The sequence below is a fragment of the Streptomyces sp. NPDC001222 genome (genome assembly GCF_042896945.1).
Taxonomy (GTDB): Bacteria; Actinomycetota; Actinomycetes; order Streptomycetales; family Streptomycetaceae; genus Streptomyces; species Streptomyces gibsoniae.
In genome coordinates, this window is the sequence record NZ_JBIAXT010000006.1 from 171,995 (window position 1) to 189,585 (window position 17,591).

The 17,591-nt window shown below is 72.0% G+C and carries 20 protein-coding genes; 11 read left to right on the top strand and 9 right to left on the bottom strand.

The genetic code is table 11. The annotated features are described in order from the left end of the window. The first annotated feature begins 85 nt into the window (after positions 1–85). Positions 86–1,579, top strand: a complete 1,494-nt coding sequence (locus ACFY2Z_RS11415; protein ID WP_390743940.1) for a multicopper oxidase family protein — start codon at positions 86–88, stop codon at positions 1,577–1,579. Between the two features lie 21 nt (positions 1,580–1,600). Here the strand turns inward: ACFY2Z_RS11415 and ACFY2Z_RS11420 are convergent, their stop codons facing one another. Together ACFY2Z_RS11420 and ACFY2Z_RS11425 are read right to left on the bottom strand one after the other, a co-directional pair. Then, positions 1,601–2,086, bottom strand: a complete 486-nt coding sequence (locus ACFY2Z_RS11420; RefSeq protein WP_390743941.1) for a DUF2000 domain-containing protein — start codon at positions 2,084–2,086, stop codon at positions 1,601–1,603. Between the two features lie 179 nt (positions 2,087–2,265). Next, the gene (locus tag ACFY2Z_RS11425; RefSeq protein ID WP_390743942.1) at positions 2,266–2,757 is read right to left on the bottom strand and encodes an Lrp/AsnC family transcriptional regulator; all 492 of its coding nucleotides are present in this window, start codon (positions 2,755–2,757) and stop codon (positions 2,266–2,268) included. Between the two features lie 274 nt (positions 2,758–3,031). Between ACFY2Z_RS11425 and ACFY2Z_RS11430 the strand changes: the two genes are divergently transcribed. After that, positions 3,032–3,238, top strand: coding sequence for a hypothetical protein (locus ACFY2Z_RS11430; protein ID WP_390743943.1), 207 nt, complete (start codon positions 3,032–3,034; stop codon positions 3,236–3,238). 275 nt (positions 3,239–3,513) lie between these two features. On the opposite strand, the gene ACFY2Z_RS11435 is transcribed toward ACFY2Z_RS11430, so the two are convergent. From ACFY2Z_RS11435 to ACFY2Z_RS11445, 3 genes are all read right to left on the bottom strand, one after another. Then, complete coding sequence (locus tag ACFY2Z_RS11435; protein WP_390743944.1) at positions 3,514–3,768, bottom strand: DUF5133 domain-containing protein; 255 nt, start codon at positions 3,766–3,768, stop codon at positions 3,514–3,516. A 143-nt stretch (positions 3,769–3,911) separates the two neighbouring features. Beyond that, positions 3,912–4,352 carry an Lrp/AsnC family transcriptional regulator gene (locus ACFY2Z_RS11440; protein ID WP_390743945.1) on the bottom strand — a complete coding sequence of 147 codons (441 nt, stop codon included), beginning with the start codon at positions 4,350–4,352 and terminating at the stop codon, positions 3,912–3,914. Positions 4,353–4,395: 43 nt separating this feature from the next. Then, entirely contained in the window at positions 4,396–5,745 is a 1,350-nt protein-coding gene (locus ACFY2Z_RS11445) for a transaminase (protein WP_390743946.1), read from the bottom strand. Between the two features lie 283 nt (positions 5,746–6,028). On the opposite strand from ACFY2Z_RS11445, the gene ACFY2Z_RS11450 reads away from it, so the two are divergent. Next, complete coding sequence (locus ACFY2Z_RS11450) at positions 6,029–7,225, top strand: hypothetical protein (RefSeq protein WP_390743947.1); 1,197 nt, start codon at positions 6,029–6,031, stop codon at positions 7,223–7,225. Between the two features lie 289 nt (positions 7,226–7,514). Then, positions 7,515–7,892: an anti-sigma factor antagonist gene (locus tag ACFY2Z_RS11455; RefSeq protein WP_390743948.1), complete on the top strand. Its 378-nt coding sequence runs from the start codon at positions 7,515–7,517 to the stop codon at positions 7,890–7,892. 265 nt (positions 7,893–8,157) lie between these two features. Here the strand turns inward: ACFY2Z_RS11455 and ACFY2Z_RS11460 are convergent, their stop codons facing one another. Further along, positions 8,158–8,694 carry a MarR family winged helix-turn-helix transcriptional regulator gene (locus tag ACFY2Z_RS11460; protein WP_390743949.1) on the bottom strand — a complete coding sequence of 179 codons (537 nt, stop codon included), beginning with the start codon at positions 8,692–8,694 and terminating at the stop codon, positions 8,158–8,160. 84 nt (positions 8,695–8,778) lie between these two features. On the opposite strand from ACFY2Z_RS11460, the gene ACFY2Z_RS11465 reads away from it, so the two are divergent. From ACFY2Z_RS11465 to ACFY2Z_RS11490, 6 genes are all read left to right on the top strand, one after another. Further along, the gene (locus ACFY2Z_RS11465) at positions 8,779–9,945 is read left to right on the top strand and encodes a PP2C family protein-serine/threonine phosphatase (RefSeq protein ID WP_390743950.1); all 1,167 of its coding nucleotides are present in this window, start codon (positions 8,779–8,781) and stop codon (positions 9,943–9,945) included. Positions 9,946–10,215: 270 nt separating this feature from the next. Continuing rightward, the gene (locus ACFY2Z_RS11470; protein WP_390743951.1) at positions 10,216–11,115 is read left to right on the top strand and encodes an STAS domain-containing protein; all 900 of its coding nucleotides are present in this window, start codon (positions 10,216–10,218) and stop codon (positions 11,113–11,115) included. Further along, entirely contained in the window at positions 11,112–11,531 is a 420-nt protein-coding gene (locus tag ACFY2Z_RS11475; protein ID WP_390743952.1) for an STAS domain-containing protein, read from the top strand. Before ACFY2Z_RS11470 ends, ACFY2Z_RS11475 begins: the two co-directional genes overlap by 4 nt. Positions 11,532–11,578: 47 nt before the next feature. After that, the gene (locus ACFY2Z_RS11480) at positions 11,579–11,974 is read left to right on the top strand and encodes an anti-sigma regulatory factor (RefSeq protein ID WP_390744079.1); all 396 of its coding nucleotides are present in this window, start codon (positions 11,579–11,581) and stop codon (positions 11,972–11,974) included. Continuing rightward, on the top strand, positions 11,971–13,041 hold the full coding sequence (locus ACFY2Z_RS11485; protein ID WP_390743953.1) for a SpoIIE family protein phosphatase: 1,071 nt from the start codon (positions 11,971–11,973) through the stop codon (positions 13,039–13,041). The genes ACFY2Z_RS11480 and ACFY2Z_RS11485 overlap by 4 nt, the downstream gene beginning before the upstream one ends. Beyond that, positions 13,038–14,762 (top strand): PP2C family protein-serine/threonine phosphatase, encoded by a 1,725-nt coding sequence (locus tag ACFY2Z_RS11490; protein ID WP_390743954.1) that lies wholly within the window; start codon positions 13,038–13,040, stop codon positions 14,760–14,762. The genes ACFY2Z_RS11485 and ACFY2Z_RS11490 overlap by 4 nt, the downstream gene beginning before the upstream one ends. 91 nt (positions 14,763–14,853) lie before the next feature. Here ACFY2Z_RS11490 and ACFY2Z_RS11495 read toward each other — a convergent pair whose 3' ends face one another. Then, the gene (locus ACFY2Z_RS11495; RefSeq protein WP_390743955.1) at positions 14,854–15,321 is read right to left on the bottom strand and encodes a MarR family winged helix-turn-helix transcriptional regulator; all 468 of its coding nucleotides are present in this window, start codon (positions 15,319–15,321) and stop codon (positions 14,854–14,856) included. 334 nt (positions 15,322–15,655) lie between these two features. On the opposite strand from ACFY2Z_RS11495, the gene ACFY2Z_RS11500 reads away from it, so the two are divergent. Then, positions 15,656–16,087, top strand: a complete 432-nt coding sequence (locus ACFY2Z_RS11500) for an ATP-binding protein (protein ID WP_390743956.1) — start codon at positions 15,656–15,658, stop codon at positions 16,085–16,087. A gap of 206 nt (positions 16,088–16,293) precedes the next feature. On the opposite strand, the gene ACFY2Z_RS11505 is transcribed toward ACFY2Z_RS11500, so the two are convergent. Together ACFY2Z_RS11505 and ACFY2Z_RS11510 are read right to left on the bottom strand one after the other, a co-directional pair. Further along, a complete protein-coding gene (locus ACFY2Z_RS11505; RefSeq protein WP_390743957.1) occupies positions 16,294–16,746 on the bottom strand; it encodes an ATP-binding protein in 453 nt (150 codons plus the stop codon). 340 nt (positions 16,747–17,086) lie between these two features. After that, the gene (locus ACFY2Z_RS11510) at positions 17,087–17,470 is read right to left on the bottom strand and encodes an STAS domain-containing protein (protein ID WP_390743958.1); all 384 of its coding nucleotides are present in this window, start codon (positions 17,468–17,470) and stop codon (positions 17,087–17,089) included. Positions 17,471–17,591 lie beyond the last annotated feature (121 nt).

The window sequence follows — 17,591 nt, forward strand, 5'->3', positions numbered from 1 at the left end:
GCTCCCGCTGACGGACCGTCATTGCAAGTCGGCACCTCGGGCCGGGCGTCACCCGCCCGGCCGCACGGCTCTTCTGGGGAGAGATGTGTTCGGGCCCAAAACTCGTTCTCCGCTGATCCGCTCGGTGGTCGGCCTGGCCCTTGCCTCGGCCTGGCTGGCCGGCTGCACGAACGGGTCCCCGACCGAACAGATCGAAGGACCGCACGAGCCAGCCGGGCAGGACGGTCCCGCGGCCGCTGGCCTGGGCCCACGGCTGCAGGACCCCCCGGAACTGGTCAGCCACGACGGCCTCCTGAAGGTCAACCTCGTCGTGGAACGACGCAGGGTCCAGGTCGGCAACCGCCGGTTGTACGCCACCACCTACAACGGCGCGTACATGCCGCCCACTCTGCGCGTGCGGCCCGGCGACCGCATCGACCTCACCATGACGAACAACATCGACGAGGACACCAATCTGCACACGCACGGCCTGCATGTCTCGCCGCGCGCGCCCGCCGACGACATCTTCCTCGCCATCAAGTACAAGCAGTCGTACCACTACTCCTACCGGCTCCCGCTCAACCAGCCGATCGGCACCTACTGGTACCACTCCCACGCCGACATGCTCTCCGCCCCGCAGGTGGCCGGCGGCGAGTCGGGCATCCTCATCGTCGACAGCCTGCAGCAGTACCTGCCGGCGTCGCTGCGCGGCATCACCGAGCACACGATCGCGCTCAAGGACTTCCAGGTGCAGGGCGACTCGGTGAAGACCCGCCCCCTGAGCATCGGCGCGCCCACCCAGCGCACCGTCAACGGCCAGCAGAATCCGGTGATCACCATGCGGCCGGGTGAGACACAGCTGTGGCGACTGGCCAACATCGGCGCCAACATCTACTACCGGCTCCGGCTGCCGGGCACCCGCTTCCATGTGATCGCCCAGGACGGCATTCCCGTGCAGAGGATCTACTCCCAGGACACCCTGCTCATCCCGGCGGGCGCCCGCTTCGACGTCCTCGTCCAGGGCGGCGGTGCCGGCACCGTCCGGCTGCAGACGCTCCCCTACAACACCGGCCCGGCCGGGAACAAGTTCCCCCAGGCCGACCTCGCGACGGTCGTCACCAGCGGCACGCCCATGCCGCGAGCCGTCGTCCCGACCGCCTTCGCCCCGCACGAGGACCTGACCCGGGCGAAGATCGCGGCCCGCAAGACCATCCTCTTCACGGAGAACAAGGCGGGCACGAAGTTCTTCATCAACGGCCGGACCTACGACCCCCGCCGGACCGACTTCATCTCCACCCTGGGCACGGTCGAGGAGTGGACGGTCCGCAATGACTCGGACGAGGCCCACAGCTTCCATCTCCACACCAACGACTTCCAGCTGATGAGCATCAACGGGAAGGCCCAGCCGGCCTCCCGGGCCTGGTACGACACCATCAACCTGCCCGCGCGGGCGTCCGCGGTCCTGCGTGTCCACTTCACCGACTTCATCGGCAGGACCGTGCTGCACTGCCACATCCTCAACCACGAGGACGGGGGCATGATGGCCGTGCTCGACATCGTCCGGCCCCGGCCCGAGAGCCTCAGGCCCACCGCGCGATGACCGCCACGGGCCGCCGGTGCGTCAGGGCAGCAACGGAAGCTTTCCCACGATCTTGCTGACGCGGTTGCGCGGACCGACGATGCTCACGGCGCAGTAGCGGAGGTCGTCGGCCGGGGTCGTGCCCAGCGCGGCCCGGTAATCGGCGTACACGATCGTCTCCTGGGCGAGGACCGGCATGTCGGCGACGAAGGTGTCGGCGTACGAGGCCGCCTTGGTGCGGATGGCGCGCAGTGTCGCGGCGTCCGCGGCCAGCACCGAGCACCCCGCCCAGGGCAGCCCCGGGTGGACGGCACCGTCCGCGTCGACCCCGTCCTCGCCGAGCAGGCCGGTGACCGCGGACTGCGTCGCCGCCGCCGCGCAGATCGCCGCGTTCACCGCGCGCCCCGGCGGCAGCTCCCGGTCCACGACGACGACCCACTTCAGCCGGGCGGCGCGGGTCGAGACGGTCGGGTCGACCTCCTCGGGAGCGAAACCGACGGGCGCGCTGATCGTGCTTTCAATGGTCATATGACGTCTCTCCTGAGCGTTTCTGCGGTGAGGCAGTGTGAGCCTAGGCAGATGTGTGCCAGGAGGACAGAGCGATCGAATTCATGCCTGCGTGGGCGGCTCGGCGACCGGCGATGGCGCACTTCATTCGGCGATCCCCGGAATCGGGCATCGGATGTGCGGAAGCGGGGTCCGCCTCCTCACCGGGTCCTTCCCCGGTCCCGCGGGCGGTCGGCCGCGGGCTCGACATGACGGGACCGGACATGCTCGTAGGCCAGGGTCGTCTGCACATCGGCGACCTCGCGGCGTTCGGTCAGCCGGTCGATCACGAAGGCGTAGACGCCGTTGACGTCCGGAACGGCGATGTGGATGAGGAAGTCGTGCGCGCCCGAGGTGACGAACAGGCCGATGACTTCGGGGAGCCGGGCGGCCCACTCGCGGAACCCCTCGATGACGGGGCGGGCCGGCGGCCGGATGCGGACGGAGATGAGGGCCTGGACCGGGCGGCCCACCGCTTCCAGGTCGACGGCCGCGTGATAGCCCGTGATCACTCCGCGCTCGCGCAGCAGCCGTACCCGTTCCAGCGAGGTGGACGGGGACACGCCCGTGCTCGCGGCCAGATCCCGGTTGGTCCGGCGGGCGTCGGTCTGCAACTCCCGCAGCAGCGCGCGGTCGAGGGCGTCGAGGTCCATGTAGTCCACGGTACGCCGTACGACATTCGGCCGGACCCTGCGCGGCCCGTACGGATGGCCCGCGCGAGGGGTGCGACCATTGCGTCGCCGTACGTACACACATCACAACTACCCGTACCCGACGGCCGGGTGCGGGGATTCGGTCGCCGTCTGTCCTGGGTTCCTCGGGATGCGCGCGGCGTCATCTCGATGAAAGGTGAGGGAAGAGTGTGGTGTCCTGCCCTCGGACGACCGCGGGTGCCACCACTGCGGATCGACACGCATAGGAGACACCATGTCGACGTCACAGCCTGATGCGTCGCGTCGTCCGTCCGATGACCGTGCCACGCCGGACGAACTGCTGCATGAGCTTCCGGCGAACGCCACACCGGAGGATCTGGTCCTCGCCTCGGGCAGGGACATCACCCCCCGCACGCTCGCGTGGGCGGAGCGCAAGCTCGCGTCCGAGGGGCGAGCCGCGTTCGACAAGCTGCTGCCCTAGGACCTGTCGTCAAACTCCCGCCTGCCCCGCGACGCCATGCACGCACTCTCGGCGGGCTGGGCTCGGGTCCGAGCCCAGCCCGCCGAGAGCACGCACCTGACGACGCAGGGCCGCCCTCCGGGCGGCGACGCGAGTGTGACGACAGGCCCTGGGTGTATTGATCACGAGCGTCGCAATCCGGTCCGAGTCCCCGCGCCAAGGACGCGGGATCCCGGTGGGGTGACTCCGGACCGGCCCGAGCCGGGGCCCGGCCGCGGCACGCAGCGCGACGCGGGTCAGACGGCCACCGGCAGCCCGCTCTCCCCGTCGGCCTCCCGCGAGTTGACCTGCCCGCTGCCCGCCGTGAGCAGCGCGTCCGCGGCCTCCACCGCCTCCTGCACCGTGCGGGTCCCCATCATGACGCACAGCGTGTAGCTGACATCCTCCAGCTCTTGTGCCCCCTCGGGCGTGTCCCTCTCGGCGAGTGCGATCCGCAGGGACGCGTACCGGGTCAGCAGTCCTCTGACCACCTTCAGATCCGGAACGAGCACAGTCCAGGCCCTCTCTCTCGATTTTCGAGCCGTGTGCCCTATCCTCCGTAAACCATGCGCAACTCCTCGCACGCGGGGATTTTTTTGGCACGTTTCCTACGCCCCGATCGGGGCGAGGGCCCGAAAGCGCCGGGAGGAGGCGGCTACCCCACGTTCCAGAGGAAGCGGTGGGTGTGGATGCCGAAGTACGGGAAGGCCTGAACGCGCTCGACGCCCTCCACCACGCGGACCACGTCGCCCACGAAGTCGAGCAGCTCGCGCGGCCCGCCGCAGACGACCTCCACGAACAGATCGAAGCCGCCCGACGTCAGGACCGAGTAGACGACCTCCGGGTGGGCGGCCAACTCGTCGGCGACGGCCCGCGGATCGCCGTCCACCGTGACGCCGAGCAGGGCCATCGCCTGGCCGCCCATCCGCATCGGATCGGTGACGCCCACGACCTGGACGACCTTGGTGTCCAGCAGCCGTTGCAGACGCTGGCGGACCGCCGAGGCGGAGAGCCCGACGCGGGGGCCGAGATCGGCGTACGCGATACGGCCGTCGGTCTGCAGCTCCCGCAGAATGGCCCGGTCGATCTCGTCCACGCTCTTCCTTCCCGGTGATCGCCGCCCAGCCTACCGACGCCGGTCAGCCGACGAGCTCGGCCAGGGCGGCGTCGAACAGCCCGGTGTGGGTGTCGACGTCCTCCTCGGTGGTCGCGGGGCACATCAGCGCCATGTTGTGGAACGGGGTGAGCAACACGCCCCGATTGGCCAGGAAGAGATGGAGGTAGTCCTCCAGTTCGGGGTCGGCGGCGGCCGCCGACTCGGTGCCGGTGCGCGGTGCGGGGTTCGTGAAGCGGTACTCGGTACGGGCACCGAGCCGACTGACCGACCACGGCAGCTCCCACCGCTCGATGCCGGACCGCACGCCGTCCTCGAACCGCTCGGACAGCTTCTCCATGTGGGCGAACGCCTCGTCGATGAGGACGTGTTCGAGGGTCGCCCGGGTCGCGGCCACCGAGAGCGCGTTGCCCGCGAGGGTGCCACCCACCCCGCCCATGTCGACGAGGTCCAGGTCCTCCCGGCCCAGCAGCCGCTGCGCCAGTTCGGCGGAGAGTCCGTAGGCACCGGCGGGGATGCCGCCGCCGATCGCCTTGCCGATGGTGAGCAGGTCCGGCTCCAGACCCCAGGCCCCGGTGCAGCCGCCGGGGCCCGCGGAGAAGGTGTGCGTCTCGTCGTTGATCAGCAGGGTGCCCGTGCGCCGGGTCAACTCCCGTACGCCCGCGAGATATCCGGGTTCGGGCAGCACGATGCCGATGTTGGTGAGGGCGGGCTCCATGAGGACGGCGGCCACATCGCCGTGCGCGAGTTCGCGTTCGAGCTGGTCGAGGTCGTTGAACTCGGCGACCCGGCTGGTCAGGGTGACGTCGCAGGGCGCGCCGACGTTCCCGGGGCGGGCCGTGCCGCGCCCGTCCGGTCCCACGACGATCAGCGACTCGTCGACACTGCCGTGATAGCTGTAGCTGTTCACGAGGATCTTCGGACGGTCCGTGACCGCCCGCGCGAGCCGGATCGCCCAGCGGTTGGCGTCGGTCGCGGTGAGCGAGAAGCTCCACCGGGTGAGTCCGAAGCGCCGGGTGAGTTCCGCGCCGACCCACTCGGCGTCCTCCGTGGGCAGCATCGCCGTGGCACCGCCGAGTTCGGTGAACCGCCGGTGCACGGCCGCGGCTACCGGGTCCGGGGAGTGACCGGCCATCGCGCCGGTGTCACCGAGGCAGAAGTCGATGTAGTCGTGGCCGTCGAGGTCCGTGACGCGGGCGCCGCGGGCGGCGGCGAGATAGCGCGGGAAGGCGCCCGCGGTCTTGTTCATCCAGGTCATCGGGACCCGGCCGAAGAGATGGTCGGCGCCCGCATAGGCGGCCCGCGAGCGCGGGTTGAGCCGCTCGGCCTCGGCGCTCTCGCGGGCGAGGAGCTGACGCAGACGGGCGCGGTCCATGGCGTACCCCTATGTTCGGCAACACATGATGGCCAGGACTGTACGACTGAATCGCGCGTTCCAACAACACTTGGCCGCAGAATCAGCTGTTTCAGCAATCGATTCATGCGTTCCTGTGGCTCCGGGAGATTCGGTGCGGCGATGCGGTGCGGCTCCGCCGCCAGCGGGGGCATACGGTGGGAACAAGCGATCTTGACCCCGACTCCACCCCCGTCCCCGGCCCCGCGACGGGCGCGACCACACTGGGAAGCGCACCCGTCCCGATCCCTCGCAGAGTGACCTCATGGCAAAGTCCCCCATCGCCCCTGCCGCGGCTCCCGACACCGTGTGGCCGGCGCGCGGGCGCCACCTCGGCCCGGGCGCCGAGGACACCGTCCGGCACCGGCTGCGGGAACTGAAGAACAGTGCGGTCATCCAGGACCACCTCGAGTTCGAGGGCTCCCGTGACGGCGTGCCCCATCGCGCCTTCGAGGCCCGTTGGCTCGTGACCGACGACGTCGTCGTGCGAGCCCGCCTGAACATCGAGGCACCCGACGAGAAGGACGGCTCACAGGAGTGGGTGCTGGTCGCGGAGGCGGACCGGACCTGGGACCTCGAGTGGCCCTCGCCCGCGACCGTGTTCTGGCCGAAGGACGCCGACGCGCCCTGGGACCACGACGTGGTCGGGGATCTGCGCTTCCGGGAGATCAACCCGCTGCCCGCGGAGGACCGGTCGCTGCGTCGCCTGCTGAAGGACTGCGCGCGCAACTCCTGGAGCATCCATGTGATCGTCCACGAGGCGATGACGCCCGACGAGCGCGGGCTGCGTCCCCTCGCACCGCTGCTGCCCTCCGGCCTGCGGCACCGGATCGTGGAGCACCGGGCCGCGCCCGAACAGTTCCAGGTGGTCAACTGGGCTCTCTACGACCTCGGGGCGCGGGTGCCCCGCGGTGGCGCCGTGGTGCTGCCCTCGGCACCGGCCGCCCCCGGCGTCGGACACGACGACTTCGCCGTACGCACCGTGTTCCTCGACGGTTCCCGGCCGCAGGAACTCCTCGACACGGTCTGCCGCTACGCCCTGGAGCCCCGGCCACTGCCCGAGGGCGCGGCGGAGGCGCTGTCCGAGCTGCGCGCCCAGTGGCATCTGACGACCCTCGAAGAGGAACTGGCCGCGGCGCGGCTCCAACTCGCCGCCTACGCCGAGGCCCTGGACGCCATGACCAAGTCGCGCGACCTGTACCGGGAGGCGGCCGAACTGGCCCATGAGGCGCTGGCGGCCTACCGGGACTCGTCCGGCGCGCTGCCCCCGCCGCGGCAGGAAGCACGCAAGCGGGAAGGTTTCTCCCTGCGCGCCCTGACCAAGTCGCTGGAGCGGGTCCGGGACGGCGCCAAGCTGCTCCGCCCGCCGGACGCCGAGGATCTCCGCGCCACGGACCCCGCGAAGGAGACGACCCCGGACACCTCCGTGCCCGGCGGCAGGGAACAGGACGCGGGGCGCTGAGCTCCTCCCCCGCGCAGCCGTCCGACGGACGGACCCGGGAGTAACCGCAGCGGCGTTCCGGCGGTGCGGGTGCCCCGCGCGATGCCGGCGCCGCCCCCCGATCCCGTACCCACATCTCCAGGGTCCGCTGGTGTGGAGAGATGTCTGAGGGGTACGCGGTGCCGGACTCGCCGCCGGGGCACCGCTCCGGCGGCGAGAGGTTGATCACCTCCGAGGCGCGGCCCGCGGTGCATCCGCTGTCCGGCCCGGGGTAGGCGAGTTACGCACGCCGTACGTATGGGAGGACATTGTGTCGACTGAGCAGACCCCCCTGTCCATCGAAGTGACGATGCCCCGAGAGGATGTCGCGCTGGTCGTCGTGCAGGGATTCCTGGACGTCGACACCGCGACGGAGTTGCATCACCACCTCGCCAACCAGACCCACCACGGTCGCCGCCATCTGCTGCTCGACCTCTCGGCGGTGCCGTTCATGGACTCGTCCGGGATCAACATCATTCTCAAGGCCTACAAGGAGACCCGGCAGATCGGCGGCTCGGTCGGCCTCATCGATCCGGCCCCTGCCGTGCAGCGGATCCTCGATCTGACAGGGGTGAGCCTGACGGTCCCCTCCTACCCGACCGCGGACGAGGCGCTCGACAAGGTCGGTGACTCCCTGAGCCAGCCGTAGGGGAGGACGCGGAGGCGTCCCGGGCCGCGCCCGCACGGCGGGCCTCCGGGGTACAGCGAGCCCACGCACGGGCGGACGCCCACGCGGGCGGCTCCGCCGGCCCCAATACTTGCCGTTTGACAACTGTAGCCGTCAGGCAACAAAGTTGGGTCAGTAAAAGTACGGAAGGAACTGGGATGTGGCGGTGGGCGGAGCCGGCTGCGCGCGCCGACCGACCGCGGCAGGCGTCCGGCACACCTGCGGGGCGCGCCTGCCCGCCCGCGGCTCAGGCCGTACGGGCGTCGGGTCCCTCGGCCTCGTGGAGCTGTGCCGCCGCGGCGACGCAGAAGGCCTCCAGGCCCTGCAGGAGTGCGGTCCGCTTGGCCGTGGGCATCTGGGCCAGGACGGACTCCAGCGCACGCTCACGGCGCTCGCGCAGTTCGGCCAGGAAGGATCTGCCCCGACGGCTCAAGTACAGGCGCAGCTCGCGCCGGCTGGTCGAGCTGGCGGCGCGCTCGACGTACCCGACGGCCTGGAGGCGGTCGCACAGCCGGCTCGTCGACGGCGGGGTCGACCCGAGAGCGTCGGCGAGCGTGCGCAGATTGATGCCCTCGTTGTGCTCGAGTATGAAGAGCACCCGCAGCTGGGAAGCCGAGACGGGGGCCGTCGAGGCGCGCCCCCACAGGACCTCCAGCAGCTCCGCCGCCTCTGAGGTCACACGCGCCACTTCGCTGGGCTCGGGACGCGGGCTGGAGGAAGTCACCGTCTCATTCTCCCAGGCTTCTCGAATCCTGTCGGCCTGCCGGGGCGACAGCTCACGCATAACGATAGATACGTGCACGGGCGCGGAGTCCCTCAGGGCACGGGTCCGGAATCGTACTAGTGGAAGAATGGCGTATCCGACATCGTGAACAGACTCGTCACAGCCGAGAGGGCGCTCCGGAACGCGGCTCCCCACCGGTTGGTGGAGGCGCTCCGGGACGTGTTGCGCAGCCAGTACGCGGCCGAGTCCGCCGAACTCCTGATGGCGGACTACGGGCTCACCGTGCTGCAGCCCGTCTCCGCACAGTTCCCCGTCACCGAGTCCGTGGCGATGCACGGCACCACGGTCGGCCGGGCCTTCAGTGCGCAGGACCCCGTCGTGGAGGAGACCGGCGAGCTGGCCCGGGCCCATCTGCCGGTGACGGTACGCGGTGACCGGCTCGGCGTACTGACCGTCACGCTGCCGTCCGCGACGGCCGCCGAGGTCCTTCCCGAACTCGTCGACATCGCCGAGGTCCTCGGCCACGAGATGCTCGTGGCCGAGCGGGACACGGACGTGTATCTCCAGGCCCGGCGCCGGGACCGGCTGACGCTCGCGGCCGAGATGCAGTGGCAGCTGCTGCCGGGCCGCTCGTGCGCTCGGCCGGAGTACGCGCTCGGGGCCCAACTGGAGCCCGCCTACGCGATCTTCGGTGACAACTTCGACTGGTCCGCCGGTCCGGACCGGCTGATGCTCTACATCACCAACGGCATGGGCGAGGGCATCGAGGCGTCGCTGCTGACCAACCTCGGCATCAACGCGCTGCGCAACGCCCGGCGCGCCGGGATCCCCATCGAGGACCAGGCCGCCCTCGCCGACCAGGCCGTCTACGCCCACTACCGGGGTGCCTGCTATCTGTCCGTGCTCCTGCTCGACTTCGAGCTGTCCACCGGCCGGGTGAAGGTCGTGGACGCCGGCTCCCCGCAGATGATGCGGATGCGCGGCCGGACCGTGGAAGCGGTCGACTTCGACGCGCAGCTGCCCCTCGGCATGTTCGAGGAGACCGACTACGTCGCGCAGGAGATCGACGTACAACCGGGCGACCGGCTCGTCTTCGTCAGCGACGGCGTCTACAGCGTCCTCGCCCCGGGAGGCGAGACCTACGGCGAGAAGGCGCTGGCGAAGGCGATCGCGGCCACGCGGCTGCTTCCGGCCGCCGAGGTGCCCCGCGCGGTCCTGAGGGAGCTGTCGGACCACCGCGGCGGGCCCACCGCGGAGGACGACGCGCTCGTGGTGTGCCTGGACTGGTTCGGGCGGCAGCCGCGCTCCTGAGGGGGCTTCCGGCCACGGCGGTCGCGCCCCGCGGGAAGGGCCGCACACCGTCTCGGTGCCCGGCTGCCGTCGGCGCCTTCCGCCTGGGCGGCGGCGGCCCGGATACGGACGGCAGTTGGCCGGGTCCCCCGTTCGTTGGACGACCGTCCGGGAGGCCACGGGTGCCCGGCGGGATCTCCCATGATTACAGTTGTCGCGCGACAATGAACCGCGCTCTCCGAGGAGGCTCCCTGGCAGCCGGGGGAGCAGACGTGCAAAGGAGACAGGGACGTGACGGACCAGGAGTCGGCAACCAACCGAGGAGCGTCGGCACGAATCGTCGGGGACTTCCTGCAACGCCGCCGGGAGCAGATCTCCCAGCGCTGGGCCGACGAGACTCTGTTCCGGACGGTCTTCACGGTCTCCCGCGACGAGGCGGTGGAGGCCGCCGGTGCCCTGGTGGAGGCGCTCGCCGTGGTGGCCGCCACCGAGCGGATCGAGGACGTCCGGGCGCCGGGTTTCTTCGGGGTGCGCGAACAGCTCGCCCGCATGGCCGCCTCCCGCGCGCGGGCCGGCTCCAGCCCCGGCCACATCGCCGAGGAGGTGGCGGCGCTGCGTCCCTCGGTCAGCGAGCTGCTGGCCGCCGATCTGGCCGAGGCGGACGGGGAGGCGGCCGGGCCGCACCTGGTCACGCTCACCGTCCTGCTCGGCACGCTGCGCCTGGTCGTCATGGAGACGGCGCTCAGCGCCGGTGAGGACATCATCGAGCGGCAGCGTCTGCAACTGCTCGAAGTGGCCACGCCCGTCATCAAGTTGTGGGACGGCATCGTCGCCGTCCCACTGATCGGCACCCTGGACAGCGCCCGCAGCCAGGTCGTGATGGAGAGCCTGCTGGAGGCCGTCGTCGCCCAGCAGGCGCGGTTCGCGATCCTGGACATCACGGGGGTGCCGACCGTCGACTCGCTGGTGGCCCAGCATCTGATGAAGACGGTTGCCGCGGCCCGCCTCATGGGGGCGGAGTGCATCGTCTCCGGCATCCGGCCGGCGATCGCCCAGACCATCGTGCACCTGGGCATCGACCTCGGTTCGGTCGTCACCCGCGCGACCCTGGCCGACGCCCTCGCCCACGCCCTCCACCGGCTGGGAGTCGTGATCGTCGACCGGGCGGCCACCGGCGGGGGCACACGGTGACCGGGGATCTCTGGGCGCCGGACGGCGCGCACATCCCCGTACTGAAGCTCGGTGACGTCCTGCTCGTCACGCTCCAGGGCGAACTGCACGACAAGGCGGCCGAACAGCTCCAGCAGGACATCGCGGCGGCCATCACCCGCAGCCCGGTGAACGGGGTCGTCATCGACGTCTCCGGAGTCGAGATCGTGGACTCCTTCCTGGGCCGGGTGTTCGCCGAGATCGCCGCGAGCGCCACACTGCTCGCCGCACAGACCGTCGTCGCGGGCATGCGCCCCGCGGTCGCCATCACCCTGGTGGAACTCGGCCTCACCCTGCCGGGCCTGCGCACCGCGCTCGACACCGACGAGGCCCTACGGATGCTGACCCGGGCGTCCGCCCCCCTGTCCCACGTCCCAGAACGCCAGGAGAACGCGTGACGGAGACATCGGGCCGCCTCGCCGCATGCCTGCCCATCCGCTCGGACATGGATCTGGCGTGGGTACGACAGCATGTGCGGCGGGCAGCTGCCGAGATCGGTTTCGGCCTGGTGGAACAGACCAAGCTGATCACCGCGGCGAGCGAGCTCGCACGCAACACACTCGTCCACGGCGGCGGCGGACAGGTCGAGTCCGCCGTCCTGGACCACGGCAGGGCCCGTGGCCTCCGGCTGACCTTCACCGACCAGGGACCGGGCATCGCCGACGTCGAGCGGGCGCTCACCGACGGCTACACCTCGGGCGGCGGGCTCGGCCTGGGGCTCGGCGGAGCCCGGCGGCTGGTCCACGAGTTCTCGATCGACACACGGCCCGGCGGGGGCACCTCGGTCACCGTGGTCTGCTGGACGGCCGGAGCGCCACGCCCGCGCGGGGAGGCGCGATGACCCGGGTCTGGGACGTGCCCGTGCACGACACGACCCGGCTCCGGGACGTCCGGCTGGCCGCCGAGGAGGCCTGCGGCCACGCCGGATTCGGTGCGGACCGGCAGGCGGCCACCGTGCTGGTCGCCACGGAACTCGCCACCAACCTGCTCAAGCACGCGGGCGGCGGCCAGATACTGCTGGAGACGCCGGCCGCGCCGGACGGTGCCGCCGCGGACGGCGAGCGGGCCGCTGTGCAGATCGTCTCGATCGACCACGGCCCCGGCATCGCGGACCTGTCGGCCGCGCTGCACGACGGCTTCTCGACCACGGCCTCGCTCGGGGCCGGGCTCGGCACCTGCCGGCGCCTGGCGGACGACTTCGACCTGCACAGCTCGCCCGGGCGCGGCACCGTGGCCCTGGTCCGGATAGGCCCCTCGGACGCGCGCCGGAGGGGCGAGCGGGACCGGCGCGCGCCGGCGCCGGTGCGCGCCGGAGGGATCAACATCCCCCTCGTCGAGGGTCATTCGGGCGACGCCTGGGCCTGCGTACGGTCCGGTGAGCGCCTCACGCTGCTTCTCGCCGACGGCCTGGGACACGGCCCGCGCGCGGCCGAGGCGTCCGACGCCGCCGTACGACAACTGCGGGGAAATCCTCGGCTGACGGCACCGGAGCTGCTCGCCGCGCTGCACACCGCGCTCCACGACACCCGGGGCGCCGCCGTCGCGGTGGCCCAACTCGACCTCGCCGCAGGGCATCTGGAGTTCTCAGGCATCGGCAACATCGGCGCGCGGCTGCGCACCGGCGACGGCTGGCAGCCGCTTCTGTCGCATCCCGGCATAGTCGGCGCCCACGTCCCCGCGCGCCTCCCCCGCCATCGGCTGCCCTGGAGCCCCGACTGCCTCCTCGTCCTGCACAGCGACGGTCTGCCCAGCCGGTGGTCGCTCCGCCCGGAGGTGCCCGCCGCGACCCTGGACCCGGGGGTGACGGCCGCCCTGATCGTGCGCGACTCCAGCAGTTCGGCCCGGCCCGTCCGGGACGACACCACGGTGGCCGTGCTGTCCCCCACACCGCCGAATCGTGAACCATGACCCACACCTGGCAGATCACCACCGTCGTCGACGCCGCCCGGGCCCGGATCGCCACCGCCCGGCTCGCGGCCGAGCACGGCGTCCCCGCACTCGACCGCACCCGGCTGGTCACCGCGCTCACCGCACAGTTGCGCCAGTGCCTCACCAAGGGAGGCGCCTGGCGGCTGACCCTCAGGACCGCTCCCGCGTCCCCGGCCGGGGACCGGCGGCGCCTGTGGCTCACTCTCTGCCCGCATCCGGACGACAGTTCCGACGCCGACCTCACCTGGCAGGCCTCGGTCCCCGCCTCGGAGCGGGCGGCCGGCGCCGGCACGGCCGTGGTCCCCGCCCGTGCGGCGGCCCTCGCCGAGGGGCTGTTGGGCGCCGACGACGACGCGGCACGCGTGCTCGACGCCCTGGCCGAGCAGGAGGCGCTGGTCGCCTTCCACCGTGAGGAGCTGCACCAGACGAACCAGGGCGTCCTCGCCCTGCACGCGGAGCTGGACGCCGCGGGACGGGCGCAGCAGGAGCTGTTCGCCGCCGAACGGGCCGCCCGCACCGAGGCGGAGGAGGCACGCCGGCGGCTGACCTTCCTCGCCGACACCAGTGCCGCGCTCACCGCGTCCCTCAACCACGGGGAGATCGTGCGGCTGCTCCCCGAACTGCTGATCCCGGCGTACGCGCGCAGCGTCGACGTATGGCTGCTCGGCGACGAGGAGGAGCAGGCGCACGGACACGCGCCCCGTCCCGCCGCCGCCGTCGTCGCCGCCCGCACGGGACGTCCGCAGTACGCGGCCGCCCACCCCGGCGGCCTGCCCGGCGTGGACGACCGGCCGCCGTCCGCTCTGCACCCCACCCGGCCCCTGCTGTGCGTTCCCCTGTCGGCCCGGCGGACGGCCCTGGGCGTGCTGATCCTCACGCCGCCGGGCGACCGGTGGAACCCGGACGACGCGGTGATGCTGATCGAGCTGGCCCGCCGGGCCGGCATCGCGATCGACAACGCCCAGCGCTTCGAGCACAACCGGGACATCGCCGAGACACTGCAGCGAGCGCTGCTCACCGACCTGCCCACCACCCCGGGACTGCGACTGGCCGCCCGCTACCTGCCGGCGACCCACGGCCTCAACATCGGCGGAGACTGGTACGACGCCTTCCGCCAGCCCGACGGAAGCGTGATCGCGGTCATCGGCGATGTCACCGGCCACGGACTGCACGCCGCGGTGATGATGAGTCAGCTGCGCACCGCGCTGCGCGCCTACGCCGTCGACGGAGGCACCCCGGGCCAACTGCTCACCCGGCTGCATCTGTTCCTGCACCATCTGCAGCCGGATCTGTACGCCACGGCGGTCATCGCCCGGTTCCGCCCCGGCGAACCCGTCCTGACCTGGGCGGCCGCCGGACATCCGCCCCCGATGCTGCGCACACCCGACGGCCTGGTCCACACCCTCGACGACAAACCGGGGGCCATGCTGGGCATTCCGCTGCGGCAGGCCATCGAGGACCACACCGCCCCGCTGCCGGCCGGGTCGACCCTCGCCCTGTACACGGACGGCCTGGTGGAGCGGCGGGCCCAGGGCATCGACCCGGGCATCCGGCGGCTCACCGAGGCCCTGTCCGCGCTCGACCTGCCGAAGCTGGCCGACGATCTGGAGGGCGCCGCGGACCGGGTCCTGGACCCGATGCTGCGGGACTCCGAGGGCGACGACGACGTGTGCCTGCTGCTGTGCCACTACGACAGCTAGCAGCGGACTCCGAGAACCCTGCCGGCCGCCCCGCCGCCTCCATCGCGATGAAGGCGCCGCTCGTCGGCCGCGGCGTACCGGAGACGCGGGGCTACGCCTCTTCGTCCGACTGTGCCGTCCGGGCCGCCCGGAAGGCGTGCAGCCCGTCCTCCAGCGCGGCCTGCTGGGCGGGGGTCATCGCGGCCAGCACTTCCGCCAGCCTCGCGGACCGCCGTTCCGCTATCTGGGCGAGCGCCCTGCGTCCATGCGCGGTCACCCTCAGTTGGAGCTCGCGCCGGTTGCGGGGATGGATCACCCTCTCCAGCAGTCCCGCGGCCTCCAGCCGGTCGCAGAGTCTGCTGGCCGCGGGCAGCGCGATGCCCAGCGTCTCCGCGAGCGCCGTGAGATTGAGCTCCGAGCGCTGCCGGACAGCGGTCAGCGCGTTCAGCTGATGGCTGGACAGCCGTGGAGTGACCGCCTCGGCCGCCCCGGTCCACAGCGCCACCAGGCTCTCCACCGCGTCGGCGACCTGCCGGGCCAGCGCCCGGGGCGTCCCCCTGGTCTCTTCTGCCTTTGTCACCTCACGGTCATCTCCCACCGCGCTTCTCTTGCCCGCCGCGCCGTCCGCTCCCCCGCACTCGCCCACGACCGGTTCACCCTTCGCCTCGGCCGACATGGTCGGCCCGACCGGCGCCCGTACCCAGCACGCCCCCGGCTACGCCGCCGGACCCGGCCATCTTCACGAGATCGCTGCACGACGCCCCCGACCGGAGGGGGTCACGGTGGCCCGGGCGAGGGACCTGTGATCCGGGATGCGTAGCTCTCGGCGTTCTGGCAACCGTGTTAAGGGGGGCCGGGCGACAGCGCGACGGATGACGAGAACCGGCCGGTACGACGGCCGGGGGAAGGACGGCATGGCAACCGAGCCGCAGTGGGACAAGGCCTGGCCGCTCGAGGCGGTCGAGAACCTCGTCGCCGACTTCAAGGGCGAACTGCACGACGTGACCGACGCGCGGCTGGCCGCCGAGGGGTTTCTGCGCCGGCTGGCGCGGGCTTCGCCGCCGACCAGTCCGGAGCACTGGAACGACGTACTGCTGGTGGTGGACGAGCTGGCCGCCAACGCCGTCCAGTACGCGCCGGGCCACTTCGCGCTGCGGATGCGTCCGACGTACGACGGGATTCATGTGACGCTGCACGACACCAGCACGATCCCGCCCACCCCGCGGCCCTTCCGGCCCGGGCGCCCGGGCGGGATCGGCTGGCATCTCGTGCACACGCTCTGCGACCAGGTGAGTGTGATCATCCAGCCGGAGGGCAAGGACGTGCACGTCTTTCTCCCCTGGTAGGGCACATGGAGGTGTCCTCCCTCGGCGGGACACGTTCGCGGGACCAGCCCCGCCGGTCAGACGGCCCGGCGCGGCGTCCCGGAGCCGATCGGCCTCGTCCGGGACCGGCCGGTCCGTGACCCCGGTTCGGACACGACGCGCAGCCGCCGGACGCCGGACGCGGCGGGCGCCTCCCCGGCGTCCCCCGGGCCCGGCACGCGGGGCCCTCATCCAGTGGGTTCGGGTCCGGTGCCCAGGGGCACGACCACGCTCACGGCCTTGCCGCCGTCCGCACACGGCTCGATGACGATGTCGTACGCGAGCTTGATGATCAACGGCCACCCGTACCCGCCGCCGTCGTGCCCCACGGGCAGCGCTCCGGAGCCGAAGGCGACGGTGGGGATGTCGGGACTGCGGTCGTGCACGGTGAGCCTGATACCGTCCCGCGCCGGTGTCGCCTCGAAGGCCACGACACCGCCGCCGTGCCTGATCGCGTTGGACACGAGCTCCGAGGTGACGAGCAGCAGATCGGTGACGGCCTGCTCGGCGGGCGGACGGCCCGAGGCGTCCCAGTGGCCCCGGACGACCGTCAGGACGTGTGCGCGGGCCGAGGCTGCGGTCATCGCCTCCCCGAAGGTCCGCTTCCCGTCGTCCTGGGCCGGCAGCTCGGCGGGTCTCATCGCTCGCTCGGACAGTCGCGCGTTCCCGTCAGGCCCCGGCGAACGGACGGAAACGGCGGGCCCGGCGCGCACACCGGCAGGCGCGGGGCGCGGAGGCGGGCATCGCCCGTACGGTCGGAGATCCCGCCGGGACGACGGCAGCGGTCCCGGCGGGCACGGGGTGGCGTGGCGTGATCTCGTACGTTCATCACCCCTTCCTCTACCCGGCCTCGCCGAGGCCATGGTTCCGAACGCCGCCCGGGGTCGTACCCGGGGACGCGACGCCCGTCGGCGGTGGCCGGCGGACGGGCACCGCGCGCCCGTAGAGCCGTCCTCGCGGCCTTCTCGGGCGCTTCCGCCGTCAGCCCGCCCCGGGCTGCTCCCCGGCGTGGCTGTCCTCGAACGCAGCGGTGAGGTGTTCCAGGGAGCCCGTGATCTCCAGAAGCCGCTGGAGAGCGGGGGGACGCTCGTCGAGCCGGAGGTCGATGGCCGCCGCGTCGGTCCGCCGGCGGATCGTCAGCAGGGCGGACAGCCCCATGGAGTCGACGGCTCCGAGCCCCGCGAAGTCGAGGCGCAGCGCGGTCAGCGCGGGGCCGCCTCGGGGCCACTGGGCCAGCTGACCGTCGACGGTGCTCACCAGTTCGTCGCACGACTCGTAGTCGAGGTCCCCGGCGACGCGTACGACGATCGCGGTTCGCTCGGTCTCGACCGTGAGCGTGAGGGAGGGTGTGTGAGAGGTCGTCATCTGGACTTTCCGGGGCGGGGATGTTCGGTGCTGCTGGTCGGGTCCTCATCGCGTCGTGTACCACGCCGAGAGTGCGGCAGTCCCGCTGGCAGTCCCCCAGCCGGCCGGGCGGTTCGCCGCG